At 25.9% G+C, this 25627-nt stretch carries 20 protein-coding genes, 3 tRNA genes and 1 other RNA gene; 13 read left to right on the forward strand and 11 right to left on the reverse strand.

The window, feature by feature from the left end; genetic code table 11:
• Positions 1-1976: translation initiation factor IF-2 (infB, locus tag H0H42_RS00010; RefSeq protein WP_223843684.1), on the forward strand; the 1976-nt coding region annotated here is incomplete at its 5' end.
• Positions 1973-3694 carry an aspartate--tRNA ligase gene (gene aspS / locus H0H42_RS00015; RefSeq protein WP_185868512.1) on the forward strand — a complete coding sequence of 574 codons (1722 nt, stop codon included), beginning with the start codon at positions 1973-1975 and terminating at the stop codon, positions 3692-3694. The genes infB and aspS, both read left to right, overlap by 4 nt.
• Here aspS and H0H42_RS00020 read toward each other — a convergent pair.
• Both H0H42_RS00020 and H0H42_RS00025 read right to left on the reverse strand, forming a co-directional pair.
• Complete coding sequence (locus H0H42_RS00020) at positions 3688-4185, reverse strand: inorganic diphosphatase (protein ID WP_185868513.1); 498 nt, start codon at positions 4183-4185, stop codon at positions 3688-3690. The genes aspS and H0H42_RS00020 overlap by 7 nt on opposite strands.
• 4 nt (positions 4186-4189) lie before the next feature.
• Complete coding sequence (locus H0H42_RS00025) at positions 4190-5386, reverse strand: dihydrolipoamide acetyltransferase family protein (protein ID WP_185868514.1); 1197 nt, start codon at positions 5384-5386, stop codon at positions 4190-4192.
• Between the two features lie 115 nt (positions 5387-5501).
• Here H0H42_RS00025 and H0H42_RS00030 point away from each other — a divergent pair, with 115 nt between their 5' ends.
• The gene (locus H0H42_RS00030) at positions 5502-7007 is read left to right on the forward strand and encodes an NAD(P)H-hydrate dehydratase (RefSeq protein WP_317167327.1); all 1506 of its coding nucleotides are present in this window, start codon (positions 5502-5504) and stop codon (positions 7005-7007) included.
• Here H0H42_RS00030 and lnt read toward each other — a convergent pair.
• The 6 genes from lnt to H0H42_RS00060 form a co-directional block, all read right to left on the reverse strand.
• A complete protein-coding gene (gene lnt / locus H0H42_RS00035; protein ID WP_223843685.1) occupies positions 6955-8676 on the reverse strand; it encodes an apolipoprotein N-acyltransferase in 1722 nt (573 codons plus the stop codon). The genes H0H42_RS00030 and lnt overlap by 53 nt on opposite strands.
• 29 nt (positions 8677-8705) lie before the next feature.
• Positions 8706-9111, reverse strand: a transfer-messenger RNA (tmRNA) gene (gene ssrA / locus H0H42_RS00040).
• A gap of 90 nt (positions 9112-9201) precedes the next feature.
• Positions 9202-10458 (reverse strand): rod shape-determining protein RodA, encoded by a 1257-nt coding sequence (gene rodA / locus H0H42_RS00045; protein WP_317167328.1) that lies wholly within the window; start codon positions 10456-10458, stop codon positions 9202-9204.
• Positions 10436-12268, reverse strand: coding sequence for a penicillin-binding protein 2 (gene mrdA, locus H0H42_RS00050; RefSeq protein ID WP_394798837.1), 1833 nt, complete (start codon positions 12266-12268; stop codon positions 10436-10438). Before mrdA ends, rodA begins: the two co-directional genes overlap by 23 nt.
• Positions 12269-12839: 571 nt before the next feature.
• A complete protein-coding gene (mreC, locus tag H0H42_RS00055) occupies positions 12840-13664 on the reverse strand; it encodes a rod shape-determining protein MreC (protein WP_185868517.1) in 825 nt (274 codons plus the stop codon).
• A gap of 12 nt (positions 13665-13676) precedes the next feature.
• Positions 13677-14717 carry a rod shape-determining protein gene (locus tag H0H42_RS00060; protein WP_185868518.1) on the reverse strand — a complete coding sequence of 347 codons (1041 nt, stop codon included), beginning with the start codon at positions 14715-14717 and terminating at the stop codon, positions 13677-13679.
• A 110-nt stretch (positions 14718-14827) separates the two neighbouring features.
• On the opposite strand from H0H42_RS00060, the gene folK reads away from it, so the two are divergent.
• The 4 genes from folK (at position 14828) to H0H42_RS00080 (ending at position 17501) form a co-directional block, all read left to right on the forward strand.
• Entirely contained in the window at positions 14828-15319 is a 492-nt protein-coding gene (gene folK / locus H0H42_RS00065; RefSeq protein ID WP_223843687.1) for a 2-amino-4-hydroxy-6-hydroxymethyldihydropteridine diphosphokinase, read from the forward strand.
• A gap of 24 nt (positions 15320-15343) precedes the next feature.
• The gene (locus H0H42_RS00070; RefSeq protein WP_185868520.1) at positions 15344-15733 is read left to right on the forward strand and encodes a Rid family detoxifying hydrolase; all 390 of its coding nucleotides are present in this window, start codon (positions 15344-15346) and stop codon (positions 15731-15733) included.
• Between the two features lie 92 nt (positions 15734-15825).
• Positions 15826-16575 carry a tRNA pseudouridine(38-40) synthase TruA gene (truA, locus tag H0H42_RS00075; RefSeq protein WP_317167329.1) on the forward strand — a complete coding sequence of 250 codons (750 nt, stop codon included), beginning with the start codon at positions 15826-15828 and terminating at the stop codon, positions 16573-16575.
• 350 nt (positions 16576-16925) lie between these two features.
• A complete protein-coding gene (locus H0H42_RS00080) occupies positions 16926-17501 on the forward strand; it encodes a thiamine diphosphokinase (RefSeq protein ID WP_223843688.1) in 576 nt (191 codons plus the stop codon).
• Here H0H42_RS00080 and mdh read toward each other — a convergent pair.
• Positions 17496-18413 carry a malate dehydrogenase gene (gene mdh / locus H0H42_RS00085; protein ID WP_185868523.1) on the reverse strand — a complete coding sequence of 306 codons (918 nt, stop codon included), beginning with the start codon at positions 18411-18413 and terminating at the stop codon, positions 17496-17498. The genes H0H42_RS00080 and mdh overlap by 6 nt on opposite strands.
• Positions 18414-18481: 68 nt before the next feature.
• On the opposite strand from mdh, the gene gcvP reads away from it, so the two are divergent.
• On the forward strand, positions 18482-21379 hold the full coding sequence (gene gcvP, locus H0H42_RS00090) for an aminomethyl-transferring glycine dehydrogenase (RefSeq protein ID WP_185868524.1): 2898 nt from the start codon (positions 18482-18484) through the stop codon (positions 21377-21379).
• On the opposite strand, the gene tsaD is transcribed toward gcvP, so the two are convergent.
• Complete coding sequence (tsaD, locus tag H0H42_RS00095; protein ID WP_185868525.1) at positions 21376-22440, reverse strand: tRNA (adenosine(37)-N6)-threonylcarbamoyltransferase complex transferase subunit TsaD; 1065 nt, start codon at positions 22438-22440, stop codon at positions 21376-21378. The genes gcvP and tsaD overlap by 4 nt on opposite strands.
• Positions 22441-22765: 325 nt before the next feature.
• On the opposite strand from tsaD, the gene H0H42_RS00100 reads away from it, so the two are divergent.
• The 3 genes from H0H42_RS00100 (at position 22766) to H0H42_RS00110 (ending at position 23015) form a co-directional block, all read left to right on the forward strand.
• Positions 22766-22850, forward strand: a tRNA-Ser gene (locus H0H42_RS00100).
• A gap of 8 nt (positions 22851-22858) precedes the next feature.
• A tRNA-Pro gene (locus H0H42_RS00105) sits at positions 22859-22933 on the forward strand.
• A gap of 8 nt (positions 22934-22941) precedes the next feature.
• A tRNA-Arg gene (locus tag H0H42_RS00110) sits at positions 22942-23015 on the forward strand.
• Here H0H42_RS00110 and H0H42_RS00115 read toward each other — a convergent pair.
• Positions 22997-23689 (reverse strand): ATP-dependent Clp protease proteolytic subunit, encoded by a 693-nt coding sequence (locus H0H42_RS00115; protein ID WP_185868526.1) that lies wholly within the window; start codon positions 23687-23689, stop codon positions 22997-22999. The two genes, H0H42_RS00110 and H0H42_RS00115, sit on opposite strands and share 19 nt — an antisense overlap.
• Positions 23690-23749: 60 nt before the next feature.
• Here H0H42_RS00115 and H0H42_RS00120 point away from each other — a divergent pair, with 60 nt between their 5' ends.
• On the forward strand, positions 23750-25249 hold the full coding sequence (locus H0H42_RS00120) for a lipopolysaccharide biosynthesis protein (RefSeq protein WP_185868527.1): 1500 nt from the start codon (positions 23750-23752) through the stop codon (positions 25247-25249).
• Positions 25250-25256: 7 nt separating this feature from the next.
• Positions 25257-25616 (forward strand): dUTP diphosphatase, encoded by a 360-nt coding sequence (locus H0H42_RS00125; protein WP_185868528.1) that lies wholly within the window; start codon positions 25257-25259, stop codon positions 25614-25616.
• Positions 25617-25627: the final 11 nt, after the last annotated feature.

Raw genomic sequence — 25627 nt, forward strand, 5'->3', positions numbered from 1 at the left:
AACGAAATAAAGGAAGAAATAATTTTCCAAAAAAAAATAAAAAAAAACAACATCATATTACAGAAGAAAAAGTAGATAGACAAATTAAAGAAACCTTAGAAAGATTATCAAATAAAGGAGGAAAATCTAAACTGACAAAAGTTAAAAAAGAAAAGAAACAAATTAAAAAATCAAAAAACGAGATAAAAGAAAAAAATGATCATAAGAAAAATGGAAATTTAATAAAATTATCAGAATTTACAACCGTAAATGAATTAGCATCTATGATGAACGTAAATGCAACTGATGTAATCATGTCATGCATGTCCCTTGGAATTATGGTAACAATGAATCAAAGATTAGATGCTGAAGTTATCACATTAGTTGCAGATGAGTTAGGATTTAATGTTGAATTTGTTGGATTAGATATAGAAGAATTAATTCATGAGGATAAAGATTTGGAAAAAGACCTCAAACCAAGACCACCTATTATAACTGTAATGGGACATGTAGATCATGGAAAAACTTCTTTACTAGATTACATAAGAAATACTAACGTAATTGCAGGAGAAAAAGGAGGAATTACTCAACACATAGCCGCTTACAGCGTAAAATATACTAATGATAAAAGTATTACATTCTTAGATACTCCAGGACATGAAGCTTTTACCGCTATGAGAGCTAGAGGTGCTCAAATAACGGATATTGCAATTATTGTTATTGCAGCTGATGATCACGTAATGCCACAAACTAAAGAAGCAATTAGTCATGCTCAAGCGGCAAATGTTCCAATGATTTTTGTTTTTAATAAAATGGACAAAACGAATGCAAATTCGGATAAAATTAGAGAACAGTTATCTGGATTAAATTTATTAGTAGAAGAATGGGGAGGTAAATATCCTTCTCAAGAAATCTCTGCAAAATCAGGAAAAGGAATAGATCAATTATTAGAAAAAGTTATTCTTGTTTCTGAATTATTAGATTTAAAAGCAAATCCGAACAAACCTGCTATAGGTACTGTGATAGAAGCATCTTTAGATAAAGGAAGGGGATATATTACTACATTATTATTACAAGGAGGAACATTAAAAGTTGGAGATTATGTATTAGCTGGTGTTCATCATGGAAAAGTTAAAATAATTCTCGATGAACGAGGAAATTCAATTCATATGTCTGGACCATCATGCCCAATTACTATATTAGGATTAAATGGTGCTCCTACAGCTGGAGATAAATTTAAAGTATTTAAAGATGAAAAAGAAGCCAAACATTTAGCATCAAGAAGAGAACAACTCCAAAGGGAACAAAACATAAGAGCACAAAAACATCTGACACTTGATGAAGTAGGAAGAAGGATTGCTTTGGGAGATTTTAAAGAATTGAAAATTATTCTTAAAGGAGATGTTGATGGTTCGGTCGAAGCAATGGCAGATTCGATAGAACGTTTATCCACAAAAGTAATTGTAATGAATATCCTTTATAAAGGAGTAGGACAAATTACAGAATCTGATGTGTTATTAGCAAGTGCATCAGAAGCAATTATTATAGGATTTAATGTTCGACCTAATATTAGTGCAAAAAATTTAGCGAAAAAAAATAATATAGAAATACGTACATATTCCATTATTTACGATGTAGTGAATGATCTTAAAGAAGCTATGGAAGGAATGCTATCTCCTGAAGTAAGAGAAAAAATTTTAGGAAATGCAGAAGTTAGAGAAATATTTAAAATTCCTAAAATAGGAACTATAGCAGGATGTATGGTGATAGAAGGAAAATTATTAAAAAAATCAAAAGTTCGATTAATACGTAAAGGAATTGTAATTCACAATAATGGAGAATTTAGTTCTTTAAAACGTTTTAAAGAAGATATCAAAGAAGTATCAAAAGGTTATGAATGTGGATTAGGGATTAGAGAATACCATGATATACAATCAGGAGATATTATTGAAGTTTATGAAAAATTATATGAAACAAAAAAATTAAAAAAATCATGAAACAGTATGTGTATCGAACACATAATTGTGGAGAATTAAATATCAAAGATCTTGGAAAAAATGTCATTCTTTCCGGATGGATACATCAAATAAGAAATTTTGGATCTTTATCTTTTTTAGATCTTAGAGATTATTTCGGAATTACACAATTAATTATTCTTAAAAAATTTAAAAAAAAAAATCTTTTTTTAGGAAAAGAGGCTTTAATTAGAATTAAAGGAGAAGTAAGGGAAAGGTCCTCTAAAAATAAAAAGATTTCTACAGGAGAAATAGAAATTTTAGTAAACGAAATAAAAATTTTAAATAAATCCATTCCTATTCCTTTTTTAATAGAAGATCATACAGATGGAAAAGAAGAAGATAGAATGATTTATCGATATCTTGATATAAGGAGAAATATTATAAAAAATAATTTAATTTTACGTCATAAAATATCACTGGATATTAGAAATTTTCTATCTAAAAAAGGGTTTCTAGAAATAGAAACACCAATGTTAATCAATTCCACTCCTGAAGGAGCAAGAAATTTTGTAGTTCCTTCTAGGAAACAAAAAGGAAAATTTTATTCATTACCACAATCTCCTCAAATATTCAAGCAATTATTAATGATAGGAGGAATTGATAAGTATTTTCAAATAGTAAAATGTTTTAGAGATGAGGATGCAAGATCTGATCGACAAATTGAATTTACACAAATAGATTGCGAAATGTCTTTTGTAAAAAAAGAAGATGTTTTATTATTTTTCGAAATCTTCATCAAGTATATATTCAGTAATTTTAATAAAAATAAACTAGATACTCCTTTTCCTCGTTTATCATACTGTGATGCAATTAAAATGTATGGGACCGATTCTCCAGATATCCGTTTTGGAATGAAATTTTTTGAGATTGATCGATCAATTATTAAAAAGAATATAAAAGAACTTATTGATAATAAATTAATAATAGGAATAAAAACAGATGTATGTGATTATATTCATGATCATCAAATTGATAAACTGTTAAAAATAAAAGATACAACAAATTTCTTTTGGATTAAATATTTATCAGATGGAAATATAATACATTCAAAAAAAGGTTTTTTATATAAAAAAAAATTCATAAAAAACTTTGTTGATTATTTAAATATTAAAAGAAATGATTTATTGATTGTTTCTTATGGGGAAGAAATAATTGCAAGAAAGATACTATCTCAAATTCGAACAAAAATTTTAAAAAAATTTTGTTTAAAAAAACATTATCAATCATTTCAACCTGTATGGATCCTCGATTTTCCTCTTTTAGAATGGGAAAAAAAAGAAAAAAAATTTAAATCTTTACATCATCCGTTCACAAGTCCAAAAGAAGAAGATATTCACTTATTGAACTATCATCCAAATAAAGTAAGATCTCAATCATATGATTTAATTATAAATGGAATAGAGATTGGTAGTGGATCAATCCGTATTCATAACAAGGAAATACAAAATATCATTTTCAAACATATAGGATTATCATCACAAGAAATAAAATCTAATTTTGGATTTTTTCTTAAAGCTTTTGAATATGGAACCCCTCCTCATGGAGGGATTGCATTTGGATTAGATCGTTTAATATCATTATTAAAAAACGATGAGAACATAAAAAATTTTATTGCTTTTCCAAAAAACAATGAAGGAAAAGATCTCATGACTAATTCTCCATCTTATTTAAAAACAATCAATTCAAAGAATTATTGAGATGATTGTTTCTTTTTATATCGAAAACAAGAAGATTTATACACATGAATGGCTTGTTCTTTGTTTTTCCATTCTCCTATTTTTACTTTTTTATTTTCTAAATACTTGTATTCTGAAAAAAAATGTTCTATTTCTTTTTTTATATGTGAAGAAATTTCATTTATATTATCAATTGTTTGATAATTTGGATCAGAAATTGGTACACATATGATTTTTTCATCTTGTTCGTAGTTATCTTCCATAAAAAAAATTCCAATAGGTTTTACTTTTACTAAACAACCAGGAACAGTGGGATTTGTTAAAAATACTAAAACATCTAATGGATCTCCATCCATAGCAAGTGTTTTAGGAATAAAACCATAATCTGTTGGATACATCATCGATGAATGTAAAACTCTATCTAAACGAATAAGATTATTCTTTTTATCAAATTCATATTTATTTCTACTTCCTTTCGGAATTTCAATTAATACATCAAAATTTATTTCCATATTTTTATATTTTTTTATAACAATTAAATTTTTCTAGATATAAAGCTACTTTTTTTGCAAATGTTCCTCCTAACATTCCATCTATTACGCGATGATCATACGTATGAGATAAATAAATTTTATATCTTTTTTCAAAAAAATCTCCTTTTTGTGTTTCAATTACAGATAATTTTTTTTGTATTAATCCAAGAGCCATAATTGCAACTTGTGGTTGATGAATAATGGGAGTTCCAAAAAGGTTTCCAAAACTTCCTATATTACTAATAGTGTATGTACCACCTTGAGTTTCTTCAGGATTTAATTGATTAGATCTTGCCCGTTTAACCAAATCATTAATAATTTTTATTAATCCTTTTAAATTATAAGAATCTGCTTGTTTTATAACAGGAACGATTAAATTACCATTTGGTAATGCAGTGGCTATTCCTATATTAATATTTTTTTTTTTTATAATGTTTGTCCCGTTTACAGATATATTTATCATTGGTAAATCCTTTATAGCTTTTGCTACACATTCTACAAAAATAGACATAATTGTAAGTTTTTCTCCTGTTTCTTTTTGAAATTCGTATTTCATTTTTTCTCTCCAATTGACAATGTTAGTAACATCTGCTTCTACAAAAGAAGTAACATGAGCAGAGATATTTTTACTATACATCATATGTTTTGCAGTTATCTTTCGTATACGATCCATTTCTAATATTTCTTCATTTCTTTTATTATGAAATAAAAAATTATTGTTATGATTAATAAAAAAAGTATTTTTTTTTTCTTTTATATATCTCAATATATCTTGTTTTGTAACTCGTTTTCTATTTCCTGTTCCTTCTATTGATTCCAATTCATAAAAACTAATTCCTTCTTTTTTTGCGATGGTACGTACAAGAGGTGAATAAAAGTGATTATTTTTTTCTTTTATTACAAATTCTTTTTTTATAAAATATTCATTTTTTAATTTTTCTCTTATTTCTAATACAGCAATAGTTGTCCCGACCTTGGCTATTTCATTGGAATGAAACAGTTTTTTTTTTAATATTCCATTGAATGGAGAAGAAATTTCCGAATCTACCTTATCCGTTGCTATTTCTACTAGAATATCATCTTTTTTTATGAGATCTCCTTCTTCTTTTAACCAACGAATAATTGTAGCTTCTGCAACACTCTCACCTATTGATGGAAGGGTTAAATTATAATCGGACATCTAAATTTATCGTTTTATATTTGCAGATACAATAAAATCATGAGATTTCAGAATCAAAAGAAAATTTACAAAATCAAAAATAATAAATTCATTTTAAAAAATGAAAATTCTTTCATTGAATCAAATTAAACAAGCAGAAAAATATTGTATTGATCAAAAACAAATTTCTTCATTAGAATTGATGGATCGAGCAGCAGAAAATTGTTTTAAATGGATTATTAAACATTATCAAATAAAAAATAAATCATTTATTATTTTTTCTGGAAATGGAAATAATGGAGGTGATGGCCTTTCTTTAGCACGTTTTCTTTATACATATGGGGTTCAAGTTTCCGTTTATATTTTAAATATTTCTAACCATTTTTCTGATGAATTTTTAATTCAAAAAAATAGAATAATTAAAAATAACATTAATCTTCATCATCTTTATGAAGGAGAAAAAATTCCTAATTTTGATAAAAAAAATTATATTATTGACGCAATATTTGGAATAGGATTGAATCGTGAAATTGGAAACTTTTGGAAAAATTTTATTGATATTTTAAATAAAAAAAAATTTTCATTAGTAATATCCATTGATATTCCATCAGGAATGTTTATAGAAACAAATAATAATCATAAATCAAAAAAAATTATTAAAGCAACACATACACTTACCTTTTATACACCAAAAATTCCTTTTTTTTTACCTGATTATGAAGAATATGTAGGAAAATGGTGGGTAATAAATCTTGGAGTTCATAAAGATTATTTTCAAAAAATTTATACAAAGAATTATTTTGTAGACTGTGAATATATTCGTTCAATTAAAAAAAGAAGAAAAAAATTTTCTCATAAAGGAAATTATGGTCATGGATTAATTATAGGTGGTAGCTATGGAATGATTGGCTCTATGGTTCTTGCAGGTAAAGCATGTCTAAGAAGTGGAATAGGAAAACTTACCATATATACTCCTCATTGTGGATATTCCATTTTACAAAATGGAATTCCTGAAGCAATTATAAAAACAGATAAAAAAAAATTTTTTATAAGTAAAATAGATGATCTTCCTAAGATAACGTCGGTTGGAATAGGAATGGGATTAGGAATGCATCCTAAAACACAATATGCATTAGAATCATTTTTATTAAAAATATCAAAAAGAAAAAAAACAAATCTAATCCTAGATGCAGATGCTATTAATATAATAGCAAATAAATTAGATATGTTAAGAATTCTTCCGAAGAATACAATACTTACTCCACATCCTAAAGAATTGTTCCGTCTTTTTGGAACATGGAAAAATGATTATGAAAAATTAAACTTATTGAAAGAAATGTCCAACAAATATCATATATTTTTTGTATTGAAAGGATTTTATTCAATTATTTCTACTCCTAGTGGAGAATTATATTTCAATAGTACAGGTAATCCTGGGATGTCTACTGCAGGTAGTGGAGATGTTCTTTCAGGAATGATAGTAAGTTTTTTATCTCAAGGATATTCCGAAAAAGATGCATGCATCTTTTCTGTTTACTTACATGGTTTATCAGGAGATATAGCTAAAAATGAATTATGTGAAGAATCAATTATATCTTCAGATATCGTTGATTGTATCGCAAAATCTTTTCAAAAAATTTGAATATATTATTTACAACAACATAAGAAAAAATGTTGATTACGAATAATAAACTGATTTTTGCAATATAATCTCCATGTTGAATATAAAACGTTTTTTTCTTATTCAATGCGACTTGTTCTCTTATTACTCCTTTTTTTCCATAAGGAACATAAGAGATAATATCTCCTCTTTCATTAATAAAACAAGAAATTCCCGTATTTGCAGATCTTGCAATCCATTTTCTATTTTCAATAGCACGTAAACGTGAATAATAACAGTGTTGTTTATGTCCTTGTGTATTCCCCCACCATCCATCATTAGTTATAATAACCATTAATTCTGCATTTTTTTTAAAAAATTTAGAAACATATTCTCCAAAAACAGATTCATAACAAATAATTGGTGCTATTTTAACCTTGCAATAAGGATGTTGAAAAACAGAAATATTATTAGCCTTTCCCAATTCCATTACTTCTCCACCAAAGTCAAGTAAAATGTTTCCCAATATGGGATAAAATATCTTTTTATAAGGAAAAGTTTCTACAGCAGGAACTAATTTAGATTTATGATGATAATTATTCATTGGACTTTCAGAAGCTATTTGAACAATTGAATTAAAAAGATCTATCCATTTTTCACTTTCATTAAGTCCAAAAAAAAACTTTGTTGAAGTATCACTTTTATCTTTTCTATCATATATTTCAAATAATTCTAAACCTGTCAGAAATACTGTTTTTGGAGATTTTTTTCGTAGATATTCTCTAAAAAAATGAATTAATCTATCTCCTTCTAAATCTTTTGTAGGAATTTTGTATCCATATCCAGGAAATGCTGTTTCTGGAGCTACAATAATCATTGATTTTTTAGAGATGTTTTGATCCATTAAATTTTGAAAATCATAAACACATTGTTCTGTAGAAGTTTGATATTTTTGATGATATGGATCTATATTGGGTTGAAGTACCAATACCTCTATATATTTATTCGATTGTTGTGTTCCATATTTCATGTATAGGATACTCGATATCAAAATCAATGAAAAAATGATCATCAAACTTGTAAAAATTTTTTTGTAAAAAACAATTATATTTCTATTCTCATCATATTCAATAATGGCAACTGATAAAATAATATTGACTATCCATATCCATAAAGTTCCTCCTAATGTTCCAGTATATTCATACCATTGAATCCATTCAATACGATTAGCAAATCCATTTCCCAAATTCAACCAAGGCCATGATAATTCCCATTCCAAATGGATTTTTTCTAAGACTATCCAAAAAAAAATAAAAAATGCATATCCAATTTTTCTACACTCTGAATATTTTTTTATCCATGAAGAAAAAGAAAATACAATGGACATAAAAAAGGCATTAAAAAAAATAGGAATACAATATGCTTCTAAAGCAAACGATCCGTTTGAATGTTGAGAGTAATATAGCCACCATGTGGCTATTCCATTCCAAGTTAAAAAGGAAAAATAAGAAAATACAAAAACCGATAGAAAAGATCCTTCTAAAAAATTTTCCAAATATAATAAAGGAACAAAAGATACAAACAAATAAAGAGGATTACCATTGGTTGGCCATCCACAACCTAACAATACTCCCGAAAGCATACTTAACAAAAAACTCAATAAAACAAATTTTTTTTGTTTTCTTTTTAAGAGATTGTATGTATTCATCATTTTTGAAATAATGTTCTTTCCGAAAAGAAAAATGGAGCTGGCGGGATTCGAACCCGCGTCCATACAAAAAGTATAAAAGACTTCTACATACTTATCCAAAAAATTGATTTAAGTTCTTATTAAGAATTTTGGATTTCTTATAAGAACCGAGATTCAAAAAAACATTTCAGAAAATGTTTAAGAATCATACATTTTCCTATCCTTAATAAATTCTAGTATTTCTATATCAGAAACTATAAGGAATAATTTCTGAGAAATATTTTGCTTCTACATATAAGTAGATATAGCTTAAAAAAAATTTTTAAGCAGCAAAAGCGTATTGTTGTTTTTCGCCATTTATAAATATCGTAACGTTTTTTTTTCGTGTAAATCCTTACGTAACACGGTATGCTTTCTTTTGTTACTTTAATGTTGTCAATGCCAAAATACAGCCCCTTAACTAACTAATTGTAAATAATATAATAATTTTTATTATTACTTATCAATAAATTTTACTATAAAATTAAGAATTTTTTTATTATTATATCAAACTAAACTTATACGATTTGAAACATTTATTCTCATAAACAAAAAAACTAGTATAGTAAAAGACAATAGAGAAGAACCTCCATAACTAAAAAAAGGTAAAACAATTCCTATTGTTGGAAAAATTCCCATTACCATTCCTAAATTAATAAAAAAATGAATAAACAATATATTTCCTACTGAATATCCAAAAGTACGACAAAATATATCTTTTTGTTGATCAGATAAAAAATAAATACGACTTATGAACAATAGGTATAGGATCACTAATATAGAACATCCCAAAAATCCCCATTCTTCCCCTAATGCACAGAAAATATAATCAGTATGTTGTTCCGGAACAAATTTACCTTTCGTAATTGTTCCTTGCTGATATCCTTTTCCAAAAAGTTTTCCAGAACCAATAGCTGTTTTAGAATATAAAAGATTATAACCAATATCTCCACGATATTGTTTTTTAAATTCATTCTGAAAAAGAATGTTAATCCTATCTTTATGATGTTTTTTAAAAAAATTTTTAAAAAAAAATGGAGATCCTATAGATATTAATGAACATATGATAACAAAAAATGAATAAAAAATAAAATTATTCCATGACAAATTTTTTTTATTATAAATAATAAAAGAAAAAAAAATTATAAATAATGGAAAAACTATCCTCCATGGAGAAATAACAATAGATATTAAAAATATAATAGTGGATAATAACAAATAAAATATAAAAAAAATAGATAATCCTTCCCGGTATAATGTAAAAATAAAGGAAGAAAATACTACAGAAGATCCTGGATCTGGTTGAATACATATTAATATAGCAGGAATCAAAAATGATAAAAAAGCATACAAAAAAAATTTGTTTTGATTTTTTATTAGATCTTTTCTACTTAAAATATGTGATATCATTAAAGAAGTAGATATCTTTGCTAATTCAGAAGGTTGAAAACTAATAGGACCTAATACATACCATGATTTTGAACCATTTATATTTTTACCTAAAAAAAACAATCCTATTAAAAGAATTAATGTAAATAAAAAGAAGAATGGGGTAATATTTTTATAATGAATAGGTTTAAATAAAAAAATAATAAGAATAGAAATAAAACTAAATAAAATCCAAAGCAATTGTTTTTCTGCTTTTTCATGAGAAACAGAGTATAAGTTTATATAACCAAATAAAACCATAAAGATATAAAGGATAAAGCCTATTTTATCGATATTACGTAATAAAAAAAATTTATGTTTTTTTATGATTTTCATAGAAACTTTTTAATTTTTTCATCTTTTCTATATTAGAATAAACTTTTTCTAATCCTGAATTAATCATTTTTTCCTCCAAATTTTTTCTTCTTATGATTTTTTTTATATATTTTTCTGCAATTAAACTAGCAATAGGACCAGCCCAATTAGAACCAAATCCTCCATTTTCTATAATAACAGAAACAGCAATTTTAGGATTTTTTACAGGAGCAAACAATACGAAAATTGAATGATCAGGAAGAGAAACCATTTTTTTATGATTGATTCGTATAAAATTTTGAGATGTTCCTGTTTTCCCTGCCATTTGTATTTCATACGATTTAAAATGTTTGCCAGTTCCAATAAAAAATACTTTTTCCATTGCATGAATAATAAAATCAAAATATTTTTTTTTTACTTTCGTATAGTTTGGATTATTATAATATTCTACGATTTTATGATTAATTCGTTTTACAAGATGCGGAGTGTAAAAAAAACCTTTGTTAGCTATTGCACATACCATATTAGCCAATTGTATTGGAGTTACAATAATTTCTCCTTGTCCAATACTATTAGAAATAATAGTAATTGCATTCCATTTTTTTTTTCCATATTTCTTATTATAGTAATCTCCAGATGGAATTACACCATTTTCCTTTGTTGATAAATCACTAGAAAAATGATTTCCAAAACCAAAACTTTTTACAATATCACACCATTCATTTGCACCTTTTGTTAAATTTTTTGGATATTTTTCAATTATTCTTTTATAAACTTGTGCGAAATAATTATTACAAGAAACGGAAATAGCCGTTCCTAATCCGATAGGAATTCCATGAATACCTGAATGACAACGTATTCGTCTTTTTCCATGATATCTAAATCCGTGATAACATGTAAATGTTGTATCATTTTGTACCACGCCCATTTGAAGTCCAGCAAGCTCTATTAATAATTTAAAAGAAGAAGCTGGTGGATATCTAGCTTGTGTTGTACGATCAAGTAAAGGATTATCGATTGTATTATTCATGAGTTTTTGAAACTCTTTAGATCTATTCGATCCTGAAAATAAATTAGGATCACTCATTGGACTGGATACTAAAGATAAAATTTCTCCATTTTTTGGATCAATTGCGACAATTCCACCTTTTTTTTGGTACATGAGTTGTTCTGCATATTTTTGTAAATTCCAGTCTATTGTTAAAGAAATATCATTACCACTAATAGCTTGTATATTATTTTTTTTGTTATTGTATTCTCCGATAATACATCCCTTTCTATCTCTTATCCAATAATTGACACCTTTTTTACCTCTCAAGATTTTTTCACAAGATTTCTCAATACCGGCCAATCCCATAAAATCTCCCATTTGGTAATAATTAGATTCTCTTCTTATATCCTTTGTAGTAACTTCTCCTATATAACCTAATACGTTAATAGAACTATTAATTTTATAATCTCTAATAGAACGTTTTGTCCAATCAAACCCTTTATATTTGTATAGTTTTTCTTGTATGTTTGCAAATTTTTCTTTTGAAATAAAAGAAGTAAAGACTGAAGGTAAATATTTTGAATATAATTTTGCTTTTTCTAAATTTTTAAAAAAATCATTCTTTTCCATTCCTATTAAAGAACAAAATTCTATAACATTCAAGTTTTCGTCTACTAAAATAGGGATAACATTCAATTCATATATTGGCTTATTAAAAACTAATAATTTTTCATTTCGATCAAAAATCGCCCCTCTTTCAGGAATAACAATTTCTTGTTTTATAGAGGTATTAAAAGCATTTAAGATATATTTATCGGTATATATTTGTAGATAGTACAACCTTAACAAAAAAAGAATACCTATCGAAAATAATAAAACGTAAAATTTATATAATTTTTTCAAATTTTCATTCCTCTGAAAAAGAAATATATCATGCATAAAACGGTTGTAAATATAATATTAAATATTGTTTTTAATAAAATGTATTGATTAAAATAATCATTGTTTTTTATGATTTTAAGGATTAATAAAGAAATATTATGTATTGATAATAAGAAAAATACGTATAACAATTGTTTATTTATAGGCAAATGATAGATAGATACATTACTTCTATTTGTCATAAAACGATTCCTATAAAAAAATTGAATAAAGTGTAGATTAAAAAATGATAAAAGTGTAGTAGAAAAAGCATGAATTCCTCCGGAATTTAAACAATAATCCATTATCCATCCAATAAGAAAAGAAAAAAATAAAAATAGATATCGATTCCATTTTTTTGGATATATTAATACAGTTATTACATATATATAATAATATCCCGAAAAAAATGGATTGATTATGGATATTTGAATTATAAAAAGAAAAAGAATATAGAATATATAAATAATAATATTTTTTATAAAATTCATTATTTTCTTTCAATTTTTTGTAAATCGTCCCATTCTTTTTTAAAAAAATTCTTTACTACATATGCATGTTCTATGATTGAGAAGTTAGATAAAAGTTTTACTTTTATAACATAATTAGATTTTTCTTTATCTAATTGATAAGAATGCACTTTTCCTATTTCGATTCCTTCAGGGAAAGTAGAAGACTTTCCATCTGTTTCTATAATATCTCCATTATGGAGAGAGCAATGTTTTGGAATGTCATATAAAACCACATATTTATAATCTAATCCATCCCAACTAATCGTTCCAAAATATTTGCTTCTTTTTAATCTCGCATTTACCTTAATTTTTGTATTTAAAAGAGAAATCGCTGTACTAAAGTTTGGTGTAGTTTTTATAATTATTCCTGCTATTCCATCTGATAATATAACCCCCATATCTGTATGGATTCCATCCAAACTTCCTTTATTTATCGTTAGGTAATTTTCTTGCTCATTTATACTATTATTTATAATTTTTACTGGAGTAAATGTATATTGTTGTAAATAATTAATATCTTCTTTTTTAAAATCTTTATGTATTTTTTCTATTTTTGAATAACGATTTTTTTTACGTAATTCTTTATTTTCATTTAAAAGCTTTTGATTTTCTATATCTAGTAAAAAATAACTCTTTCCATATGATATGAAATCATACATTTTTCCAATTATAAATTGATACGATCCAGAATAAATATTTATTTTCAATTTTTCATTCGAAAATGTAAAAAATATAGCAATACATTCTAAAAATAAAAAAAATATAAAAAAACAATATTTTGAAAAAAAATTACAATTTTTCATGCATGTTTATCCTCATTTCATTAAAAAAGTAAATTTATCAATATTTTTTAACGCTACTCCAGTTCCTTTTACAACTGCTCTTAATGGATCATCTACCAAAAAAACAGAAAGACCAGTTTTTTTAGAAATTCTTTGATCTAATCCTCTTAATAAAGATCCTCCTCCTGCCATGTAAATTCCTGTTTTATATATATCTGCAGCTAATTCTGGAGGAGTTCTTGAAAGAGTTTCCATTACAGCATCTTCTATTCTAAGAATTGACTTGTCAAGAGCAGGAATGGTCTCTTTATAAGAAAGATTCATTTCTTTAGGTTTTCCCGTTGTTAGATCTCTTCCCTGTATATGTATATCTTCAGGTGGTGATTCAATTGAATCTATTACGGCACCTATGTCTATTTTGATTTTTTCTGCGGTTCTTTCTCCAATGTATAAATTGTATTTTGAACGAAGAAAATATGAAATATCATTTGTAAAAACATCGCCTGCAATTTTTATTGATTTTTGACAAACAATTCCCCCCAAAGCAATAACACCACATTCTGTCGTTCCACCTCCTATGTCAATCATCATATTTCCTTCTGCTTTTGTAACAGAAATTCCTGAACCAATTGCAGCTGCCATGGGCTCTTCTATCAAATAAACTTCTTTTGCATTTAAATGTTGAGCGGAATCTCGAACAGCTCTTTTTTCTACTTCTGTAATTCCAGATGGAATGCAGATAACCATAGTTAATGATGGCGTAAAAAATTTACTGTTTATTCCAGGTACTTGTTGAATAAATTCTTTTATCATAAGTTCTGCTACTTGGTAATCTGCAATCACACCATCTTTTAAAGGTTTGTATATTTTGATGCTTTCATGTGTTTTACCCTGCATTTGTTTTGCTTCTTCACCGACTGCTAAAACTTTCTTATTTCTTATATCTATAGCAATGATTGAAGGTAAATCAACAATTACTTTATCATCATGCATAATAAGAGTATTTGCCGTTCCTAAATCAATAGCAATTCCTTGATTGAAAAGACCTTTCATAAAATTTACGACTAATCCCATGAATGTTATCTTGTAAAAATGTTTACCTAATTTAAACAAAAATTAGAGTTTTTTAGTATATTAAAAAGTAGATTATAAATCTTTTGATTTTGAAAAAACACTGTGTTTTTTTGTCACAAGGTAGCAATGAAGGGAATCGTAAGAAAAATTTAGATTGTTCTTACAATTTGATATCTAAAAAGATTGGAAATATCATAAAGAAATCTTCTTTTTTCAAAAGTGAAGGATGGAATATGGAACAAAAAAGTCCTCATTTTTACAACAGAGTTTTATATATGGAAACCATTGATTCTCCATTTATTCTTTTAGAAAAAATTTTTAAAATAGAAGGATATATAGGAAAAATCAATAATAAAAACAACAAAAAAAAATCGTATAGAAATAGAAAAATAGATATAGACATTTTATTTTATGATAACATTATTATGAATAGTCCATCTCTTATTATTCCTCATCCTATGTTACATTTACGTAAATTTGTTTTGATCCCTATGATTGAAATCGATTCTAACATGGAACATCCTATTTTTCACAAAAATATGATTGAAATTTTAGGGGTATGTTCAGATCCATTAAATATTATAAAATTAAAATTTGAATAAAATTAATAAAATCATCATATTATTATGAAACCTGAAAAAGTTACTATCAAAGAAATTCCATTTTATGGTCCTTATAGTACCTATGTTTTTATCAATCATTTTGTTTTTATATCCGGACAAATAGGGATAGATTTAAAAACTGGACAACTCATATATGAATCTATTTCGAAAGAAACCAAACAAGTAATGGAAAATTTAAAATTCATTCTTTCAAAAAGAAAATTAGATTTTAAATCGGTTATAAAGTCTTCAATCTTTATTAAGAATATGAATGATTTTAGTAAAATTAACGAGATATATTCTAGTTTTTTTGAAAAAAATCAATATCCTGCAAGAGAAACAATACAAGTTTGTGGATTACCAAAAAATGCTAATATAGAAATATCTATGATAGCATATGAAAATATTCCATAAAATTCAACATATTAAAAAATAAATAAAAAAACCATATTACATGTTATTAATTTAATTTTACAACAAAATTAAGATTGAGATTTTTTATCAAATTGTCTTATAACGGAAAAAACTTTTTTGGATGGCAAAAACAAAAGTATGTACGTACAATAGAAAATGAAGTTGAATATTGCTTATCTAAATTACTCAAAAAATCAATCAATATCATAGGAGCTGGAAGAACAGATAGAGGAGTCCATGCAAAACAAATGGTTGCTCATTTTGATTATGAAAAAGAAATATCAAATCATCTTGTAAAAAGATTAAATATTTTTTTACCAAAATCAATTCGTATTCACGATATTTTTTGTGTAAAAAATAATATTCATGCAAGATTTGATGCGATAAAAAGAACATATAAATATTATATTACATCTTCTAAGGATCCATTTTATCATGATTTTTCATGGCATTGTTTTTATTCATTAGACATACATAAAATGAATGATGTCGCTAAAGAGCTATTAAAGTATAATGATTTTAGTTCTTTTTGTAAAAAAAAAAATGAAAAAAAAAATGAAAAAAAGAAATGTATCATTTATTTTGCTTCTTGGAAAAAAGAAAAAAATATTTTATGTTTTACAATCACAGCTAATCGATTTCTTAGATCTATGGTAAGATTAATAGTTGGATCTTTTATTTCTATAGGGAGAGGTAAAATGAAAAAAGAAGAATTTTTTAAAATTTTAGAATCAAAAAACTCTTTTCCTTTTGGTTTTACAGTTCCTGCATGTGGATTATTTCTACACAAAATTGTCTATCCAAGCAATATAATGTTAAAAAAAATGAAAAAAATCTATTAAATTTTTATTAAAAATATATTTTTAATATATTTGTAAAATATTCTTTGATCTGAGATTTGTTTATAAAAATTGTTATCACAACACAATAGGGCATCTACAAATAAAGAAAAAATCCTTATAAAATAACAAAAATAATCTGCAGAGTTAAGAACATTTTATGTATATAATATAATACAAGATAAAATAGACATTATTTATAAAAAGTCCATGGAGTACATAATTTTAAATATGGATATTCTTTTTAGTAGATTGCCCTTTTTTTTCATGTTTTCATGATGAAAATATTTGATTTTCACGTTTACAATGAACCTATAGTTGATTTATTTCTCAACGGAGATCCACCTTTGTTTATGAAAACAAATTTTTTTGGAAAAGTTTTCTCCGTAGATGGTTCTTACAATTATTTAAGAAATTTCAATGCATCTATTGATTCTATTATTGGTGATTTTGATTCTTTTCCAAAGCAACTAAAATATCCTAGAAATAGTAATATTTATAAGGTTGTTGAACAAGAAAATACAGATTTCGATAAAGCATTAAATATTTTACATCAAAAAGGATTTAAAAATGTTAATGTTTGGGGGGGTAGTGGAAAAGAGCAGGATCATTTTTTAGGAAATTTATCTACTGCACTAAAATACAAAAATAAATTATCAATTATTTTTTACGATAAATATCATTTATACTTTTTTTCTAAAAAAAAAAATACTTTTTTCATAGGAAAAAATAAAAAAGTCTCCCTTTTTCCATTTCCAAAAATCACAGGATTGAAAACTATAGGTTTATCATATCCTGTTGATAACGAATCTTTTGAAATAGGAAAAAAAATAGGAATAAGAAATATTTCTTGCGAAAAAAAAATACATATTAATTATGAAAAAGGAGAAATGTTAATTTTTATAGAAAGAAAATGTTTTCCTTTATAATTTTCTAATTATACTTTTAATATAATTTGAAGATTTTTTTAAAAGGATTTTTTCGTTTTCATTCAATTCTAATTCTATAATTTTTTCAATTCCATGTTTTCCCAAAATCACGGGTACCCCCATATAGACGTTTTCTATGTTATATTCACCTTTTAATAATGCAGAACATGAGAATATTCTTCGAGAATTCTTTAATATAGATTCTACCATTTCTACAATTGAAGCAGCCGGTGCCATCCATGCAGATGTGCCCAAATAATTGACAATCTCTTCCCCTCCTTTTTTAGTTTTTTTGATAATAATATCATGATCTTTTTCGGATAGAAAATTATGAATTGGGATCCCTGATATGGATGTATATCTATATAGAGGAATCATGGTTTCTCCATGTCCTCCTAACAATATAGAACGAATATCATAGGATGAAATATTTAATTTCTTTGATAAAAAATATCGATATCTTGCAGTATCTAATATTCCTGCCATTCCTATTACATGAGAAGAATTCACTTTTGCAGTGATATAACTAACATAAGACATGATATCTAATGGATTCGAAACAATAATAAATTTGGCTTCTGGAGATAAAGAAATAGATTGTTTGGTTACAGAACGTATAATATCTGCATTAATATGAACAAGATCTTCTCGGTTCATTCCAGGTTTTCTTGTTACTCCACAAGTAATTATAATTACATCGGAATTTTTTGATTTTGAAAAATCATTGGTAGATCCTGTCAAAATAGTATTTGAACATGATATTGCATTCATTTGAGATATATCTAAACTTTTTCCTTCAGATATTTTGTCTTTGATATCAAGTAAAACAATTTCCCTTACAAGGTCTTTCTGGGATAAAAGACTAGCACAAGTAGAACCAACATTTCCTGCTCCAATAATCGTTACTTTCATGGTATATTTTAAAGCTTAAATATTATGTCTAAATTTGTAATTCTTAAAGATAAGATAATTTCTATAACATGAAAGAGGATTGCGTTAAAAACATACAATTTTTTCATAGACATATTGGTCCATCTTCCAAGGAAAGAAAAGAAATGCTGAAAGTATTAAAATGTTCTTCTATAAAAAACTTTGTAAAAAAATCAATTCCTAATGATGTACTGATTAATAAAAAATTAAATATCCCAAATGCTATTTCTGAATATCATTATCTCAATCATATCCACAAAATAGGTAAAAGAAACAAAATTTTTTATTCCTATATAGGTTTAGGATATAAAAATACCATTACTCCTAGTGTAATTCAGAGAAATATATTGGAAAATCCTGGATGGTACACTTCATATACTCCTTATCAATCGGAAATATCTCAAGGTCGTTTAGAAGCATTAATCAATTTTCAAACTATGATATCTGATCTTACTGGAATGAAAATAAGCAATGCCTCTATGTTAGATGAATCTTCTTCAGCGGCAGATGCAATGTTTATGATTTATTGCGAAAAAAAAATAAATAAGAAACAAAACAATAATGAATTTTATTTTTTTGTTTCAGATGAAGTATTTTTATATACTTTTTTTTCTATTCAAACAAGATGTGATGGTCTTGGAATTAAGGTAATAAGAGATTCATATCATAATTTAAAAAATTATGAACATATTAAAATATTTGGATTGTTATTATCCTATCCTTCTTGTTATGGAGAAGTCCATGATTATTACGATATCATTCAATATTCGAAAAAAAAACATATATCCATCATAGTCACTACAGAACTTTTTTCATTATGTTTATTAACCCCCCCTGGAGAATGGGGCGCAGATGTTGTAGTTGGTTCCAGTCAATCTTTTGGAATCCCGATGGGATATGGGGGCCCATATGCAGGATTTTTTTCAACAATTGAAAAATACAAAAGATTTCTTCCAGGAAGAATTATTGGAATTTCTAAGGATAGAATGAACAAAACTGCATTCCGCATGTCTTTGCAAACCAGAGAGCAGCATATAAAAAGAAACAAAGCAACTTCTAATATTTGTACATCACAAGTATTACCCGCTATTATGGCCTCGATGTATGCAGTATATCATGGAAAAAAAGGATTATTAAAAATAGCGAAAAATATTCATTATTGGACAAAAAAATTAGATTTAGAATTAAAAAATAAGATTCAATGTGTTAATCAAATAAACCAATATTATTTTGATACTTTACAAATTAAAACCAATTTTTCTAATTCCATCATCAGATATTTTTCAGAAAAAAAAAAGATAAATTTTCAATATATCGATAAAAATCATCTTACCATTACATTAGATGAAACAACTTCTTATTCTGATATCAAACGTATTTTGTCTATTTTTAAAAAAGTTGATGAAAAAAAATATAATAACTCTTTATTTCAAAAAAAAATAATATATGATAAAAAAATATATGAAAAAATTCCAAATTCCCTAAAAAGAACATCAAATTTTTTATCTCATAAAATCTTTAATCAATATCATTCAGAAAATGAACTGACACGTTATATAAAGAGACTAGAAAATAAAGATCTTTCATTAAATCATTCAATGATTCCATTAGGATCTTGTACTATGAAATTAAATTCTCCGACAGAATTATTTTCTTTAAGTCAACGTGAATGGAGAGATATTCATCCATTTTCACCTAAAAATCAGTCTCTTGGATATTCTTTCATTATTAATAATTTATCAAAATATTTAAAAAATATTACAGGATTATCGGGAATTTCCTTTCAACCAAAATCAGGAGCTCAAGGAGAATATACTGGATTAATGGTTATAAAAAATTATCAAAAATCCTTAGGAGAAATGAAAAGAAACGTTGTTTTAATTCCTTCTTCATCTCACGGTACCAATCCCGCTTCAGCTATCATGGCAGGAATGAAAGTAATTTTTATTAATACAAAAACAGATGGAACCATTGATATGAACGATTTTATCCAAAAGGTAAAAGAATATAAAAACTCCTTATCATCACTTATGATTACCTATCCATCGACTTATGGTATATACGAACCTGATATTAAAAATATAATAGAAATTATTCATGAATATAAAGGTCAAGTATATATGGATGGAGCGAACATGAATGCTCAAATTGGATTAATTAAACCTTCAACTTTAGGAATTGATGTATGTCACCTAAATCTTCACAAAACGTTTGCTATTCCACATGGAGGAGGAGGACCGGGAATGGGGCCTATTTGTGTAGATTCACATTTAATTCCATTCCTACCTATTCATCCATTTCAAAAGAAAAAAATCAACAAAAAAGAGCAAATATTATCCGTATCCTCTTCTCCATATGGATCCCCAATGATATTAACTATTTCTTATGCTTACATTCGTTTATTAGGATCTTATGGAATGAAAAAATGTACAGAAATATCTCTATTAAATGCTAACTATATAAAAGAAAAATTGAAAAATGATTATGAAATTTTATATACAGGAAAAAATCATATGGTTGCTCATGAACTAGTGATTAATTGTCAAGAGTTTAAAAAAATAGGGATAGATGTTACAGATATTGCTAAAAGAATGATAGATTATGGATTTCATGCACCTACGGTATCTTTTCCTAAAGTAGGATGCATGATGATAGAACCTACTGAAAGCGAATCTAAAGAAGAAATCGATCGTTTTATTGAAACTCTTATAAATATAAGAAAAGAAATAAAAGAAGTAGAAGAAGGAATCTTTTCTGAGAAAGAAAACGTATTAAAAAATGCTCCTCACAGTATTGATACTTTAACAAAAGATCATTGGAATTATCCTTATAGTAGAAAAAAAGCGGCTTATCCATTAAATTGGATTAAAAATAGAAAATTTTGGACGAAAGTTGATCGGATCAATGATGCCTATGGAGATAGAAATTTGATATGTTGTTGTAACTAAAATTTTTTGAATTTAGAAAAAGGTAAATAATTTTTTATATCCAAATCAGAATCAAATAATCTTTTTTCATATTTAATAACACCTGCAATTGCGATCATCGCACCATTATCAGTTGTATATTCTTTTTTTGGTAAAAATAATCTCCAACAACAATATTTTTTAGAAAATGATGTAAATGTTCTCCTAATTTCATTATTAGATGAAACACCTCCTGATAATACAACTCTAAAAATTTTAGTAGATAAAGTTGCTTTATGAACTTTTTCTAAAAGAATTTCTGCTATAATTTTTTGTATTGAAGCGCATAGATCATGAATATTTCTTTTTATAAAAAGTGAATCTTTTTTTAATTCCTTTTTTATATATTGAGAAATATTGCTTATTAAACCACTAAAACTAAAATTTAGTCCTTTTACTAATGGTTTAACAAATGTAAATTTTTTTTTATCTCCTCCTTTTGCAAACAATTCAATCATAGGACCACCAGGATAATAAAATCCCAACATTTTTGCAATTTTATCAAATGTATTTCCTACCGATTCATCTAACGATGATCCCAATATTTTCATTTGAAAATAATCGTTTACTTCTATAATTTGGGTATGTCCTCCGCTAATTACCAAACCTAAAAATGGGAATTTAGGATATAAATTATTCATGTTTGAATTTTTTATAAAATGAACAAGTAAATGTGCTTGTATATGGTTAATCTTTAAAAGAGGAACTCCTAATCCTAAAGATAAAGATCTAGCAAAAGCTGTACCTACCAATAAAGATCCTATTAATCCGGGACCTAACGTAAAAGAAATAGCATGGATATAATTCATATTTATTTTTGCTTTTTTTATTGCTTTTTTGAAAGCTAATGGTAAGTTTTTTTCATGGTGTCTTGCGGCTAATTCAGGAACTACTCCACCATATTTTTTATGAATTTTCTGTGAAAGCACAATATTGGATAATATAATTCTTCCTTTAGCTACAGAAATTCCCGTATCATCACATGATGATTCAATTCCTATAATAATAGGATTTTCATTAAAATTTTTTTTACAAATCAACATACTTAAAACAAGTCATTGAAAACATCGAATATGTGAAAATACATTTGAATAAAACGACGCATACAAATAAAAAGATCAACAACAAAATTATTATGGATGAAAATAGGATTCTAAAATTGATGATTGTACCTTTAATATTAGAACAAATAATAATTAAATAAATGAATCTTAAAAAAGATCAATGTTCATTATTTTCTTTTTTTTATAAAGAAAATTGAAACTTTATAAAGTTTTTAAAAATTTATTCATATTTTTCAATTCGATATTTATAATATACAAAAACTACAAGAATTTTTTTATTAAATTTATACTTTTGATTTTTTAAGGAGAGTTGCCGGAGTGGTTAACGGAACAGTTTGCTAAACTGTCGGCATAATAATGCCGCGTGGGTTCGAATCCCACATTCTCCGCATTATTACGGGGTATAGCGTAGTTTGGTTATCGCGCCTGGTTTGGGACCAGGAGATCGTAGGTTCAAATCCTGCTACCCCGATATATAAAGGTCACGTAGCTCAAATGGATAGAGCAACTGCCTTCTAAGCAGTAGGTTACAGGTTCAAATCCTGTCGTGATCATTTCTCTTTCTACTTTTTAATACATCATCAATCATTCCATATTCTTTAGCTTCTTCAGAAGTCATCCAACAATCTCTATCTGCATCTTTTGAAATTTGTTCGAAAGAAACTCCTGAATGATAAGAAAGAATATTATAAAGTTCTTTTTTCAACTTTAAAATTTCTCGAACTGTAATTTCCATATCTGTCGCTTGTCCTTCTATTCTTCCTAATGGTTGATGGATCATAACTCGAGAATGCTGTAATGCAGACCTCTTATGTTTAACACCCGCACATAACAATATAGCTGCCATTGATCCTGCCATACCGGTGCAGATGGTAATTACATCGGGTTCTACCATTTGCATGGTATCATATATTCCCAATCCTGAATAAACATCTCCTCCAGGAGAATTAATATAGATTTGTATATCTTTTTCGGAATCTGTAGATTGCAAAAACAATAATTGAGCTTGTATAATATTTGCTATTTGATCATTGATTGGGGTTCCTAAAAAAATTATACGATCCATCATAAGACGAGAAAAAACATCCATTTGTGCAACATTTAATTTTCTTTCTTCAACAATATATGGCGTCATAAGTTTTATATAATCGCTTATATTTAAGCTATTTATATTTTTATGTTTAGTAGCATATTGTATGAATTCTTTCGATTCTTTATTACAATTCATTTTATATATTAGTATTTATCAGGTTAAAGTTACTTAAGTTATATGAAATAAATTTTGGATATGCATAAAGAATTGAAAAAGAAAAAAAAAAAAGAAGATCTCGTATACAAAAAATTAGCAATACAAACTATCATTTATACCATAGGATCTTTTCTTCCAAAAATTATGAATTATGCACTCTTAAAATTTTTTACTATTTCTTTGAAACAATACGAATTTTCTTTGTATTCAGATATGTATTCTCTTTCTTTTCTGCTTATAGGATTTCTCTCTTTTGGATTAGAAAATACTTATTTTAGATTTCTTTATAAAAGAAGTTATAAAAAAAAAATCGTTTTTTCAACAAGTATCATTGTTCAATTATTAATTAACCTTTTTTTTCTATTCATTGCTATAAATTCTATTGAATATTTAACGAATTTATTAGGATATTCTCATCATAAAGAATATTTTTTAATGTTTTTTCTTATAATATTTTTTGATACAAGTTGTATTGTTCCTATGGCATGGTTTCGCATCAATGAAAAACCCTTTTTTCATACATCTGTCAATGTAATTATCACATTAGTGCAATCAATTGTAATTACATATATGTTTGTCTGTCATAAAAATAATATTTTACATGAAAAAAGTTGTTTTTTTTTTCTTTATAATTTAGTCAATTCTTTTACAGATCAAACAGGATATATTTTTTTTTCAAATGTAGTTTCTTCTTTATGCAATTTTTTACTTATTCTTCCTATTATTATCAATGAGGTTTCCTTGACTAAATTTAACAAATTCATTGCATTAGAAATGTTAAGATATGGTTTTCCTATTATGCTTGGAACTATTGCATTTTCTGTAAATGAAAATTTAGATAAAATATTGATCAAAAGATGGGTTTCAGATGAGGTAAATGGATCTTATTCTGCTTGTTATAAAATAGCGGCTTTTATGAGTTTATATATAAGAATTTTTCGTTTAGGAATTGAACCATTTCTTTTTAAAAAATCTGGTGATACTAATGCAAAACATTATTATGAAGAAGTAATATATTTTTTTATATTGTTCGGATTAATTTTCTATGTCTTAATATGTGGAAATATTTCTTTTGTTACGGAATTTTTAATAGACAAAAAGTATCATTTTGCTATATCTATTATTCCAATTATCATGATGGGGAATTTATTTTTAGGAATTTATACCAATTTATCGATTTTATATAAAACTATGGATAAACCCATTATAGGAACTTATATATCCATGATAGGAGTGATTGTTACATTATTTTTCAATATAATTTTTATTATCATTCCCAATAGAAGTTTCATGATTCCTGCATGGGGGACTTTAGTATCCTATGGATGTATGCTTTTAGTTTTATTTTTTTGGATAAAAAGAAATGTTATTCAATTTTTTAGTGAAATAAAGAGTATTATTCTGCATTTTATTTTTGCAATTTTTATAGTATATGTTTCATATAGGAGTGATTGTATGTATTTTAGATTTTTTTTACAATGTTTATATTTAATCACTATTTTTTCTATTGAAAAGAAAAGGTTTTTAAATTTATTATAAAATTTTCATGACTGTTTCGCATCTTAAAAAAAAAGATCAATTAATTTTAATTGCACATATTGATCAATCTATCGTAATTCAACATTTAGAAAGAATAAAAATATCAACAAAATTTTTCATTGATCCTCATTATTTTTTCTTTTTAAAAAAAGTTTTTATCAATACATTATGTGTTATGCATATTGATAATAAAAATCAAATTCAAGTTATAGTAATAAACGTTTATTCTAAAAAAATTATTATCAATCCTTTTGATCAATTAGTAATCATAGATTGTAGAATTCCTAAAAAAATTAAATGTAAAGAAAGTTCTCTATTGAGTCATAGTAAAAGAGGGAACCATTGCTTTGGAAGTACTGGAATATGAAATATTTATCT

The organism is Blattabacterium cuenoti, assembly GCF_014252275.1.
GTDB classification, from domain to species: domain Bacteria; phylum Bacteroidota; class Bacteroidia; order Flavobacteriales; family Blattabacteriaceae; genus Blattabacterium; species Blattabacterium cuenoti_O.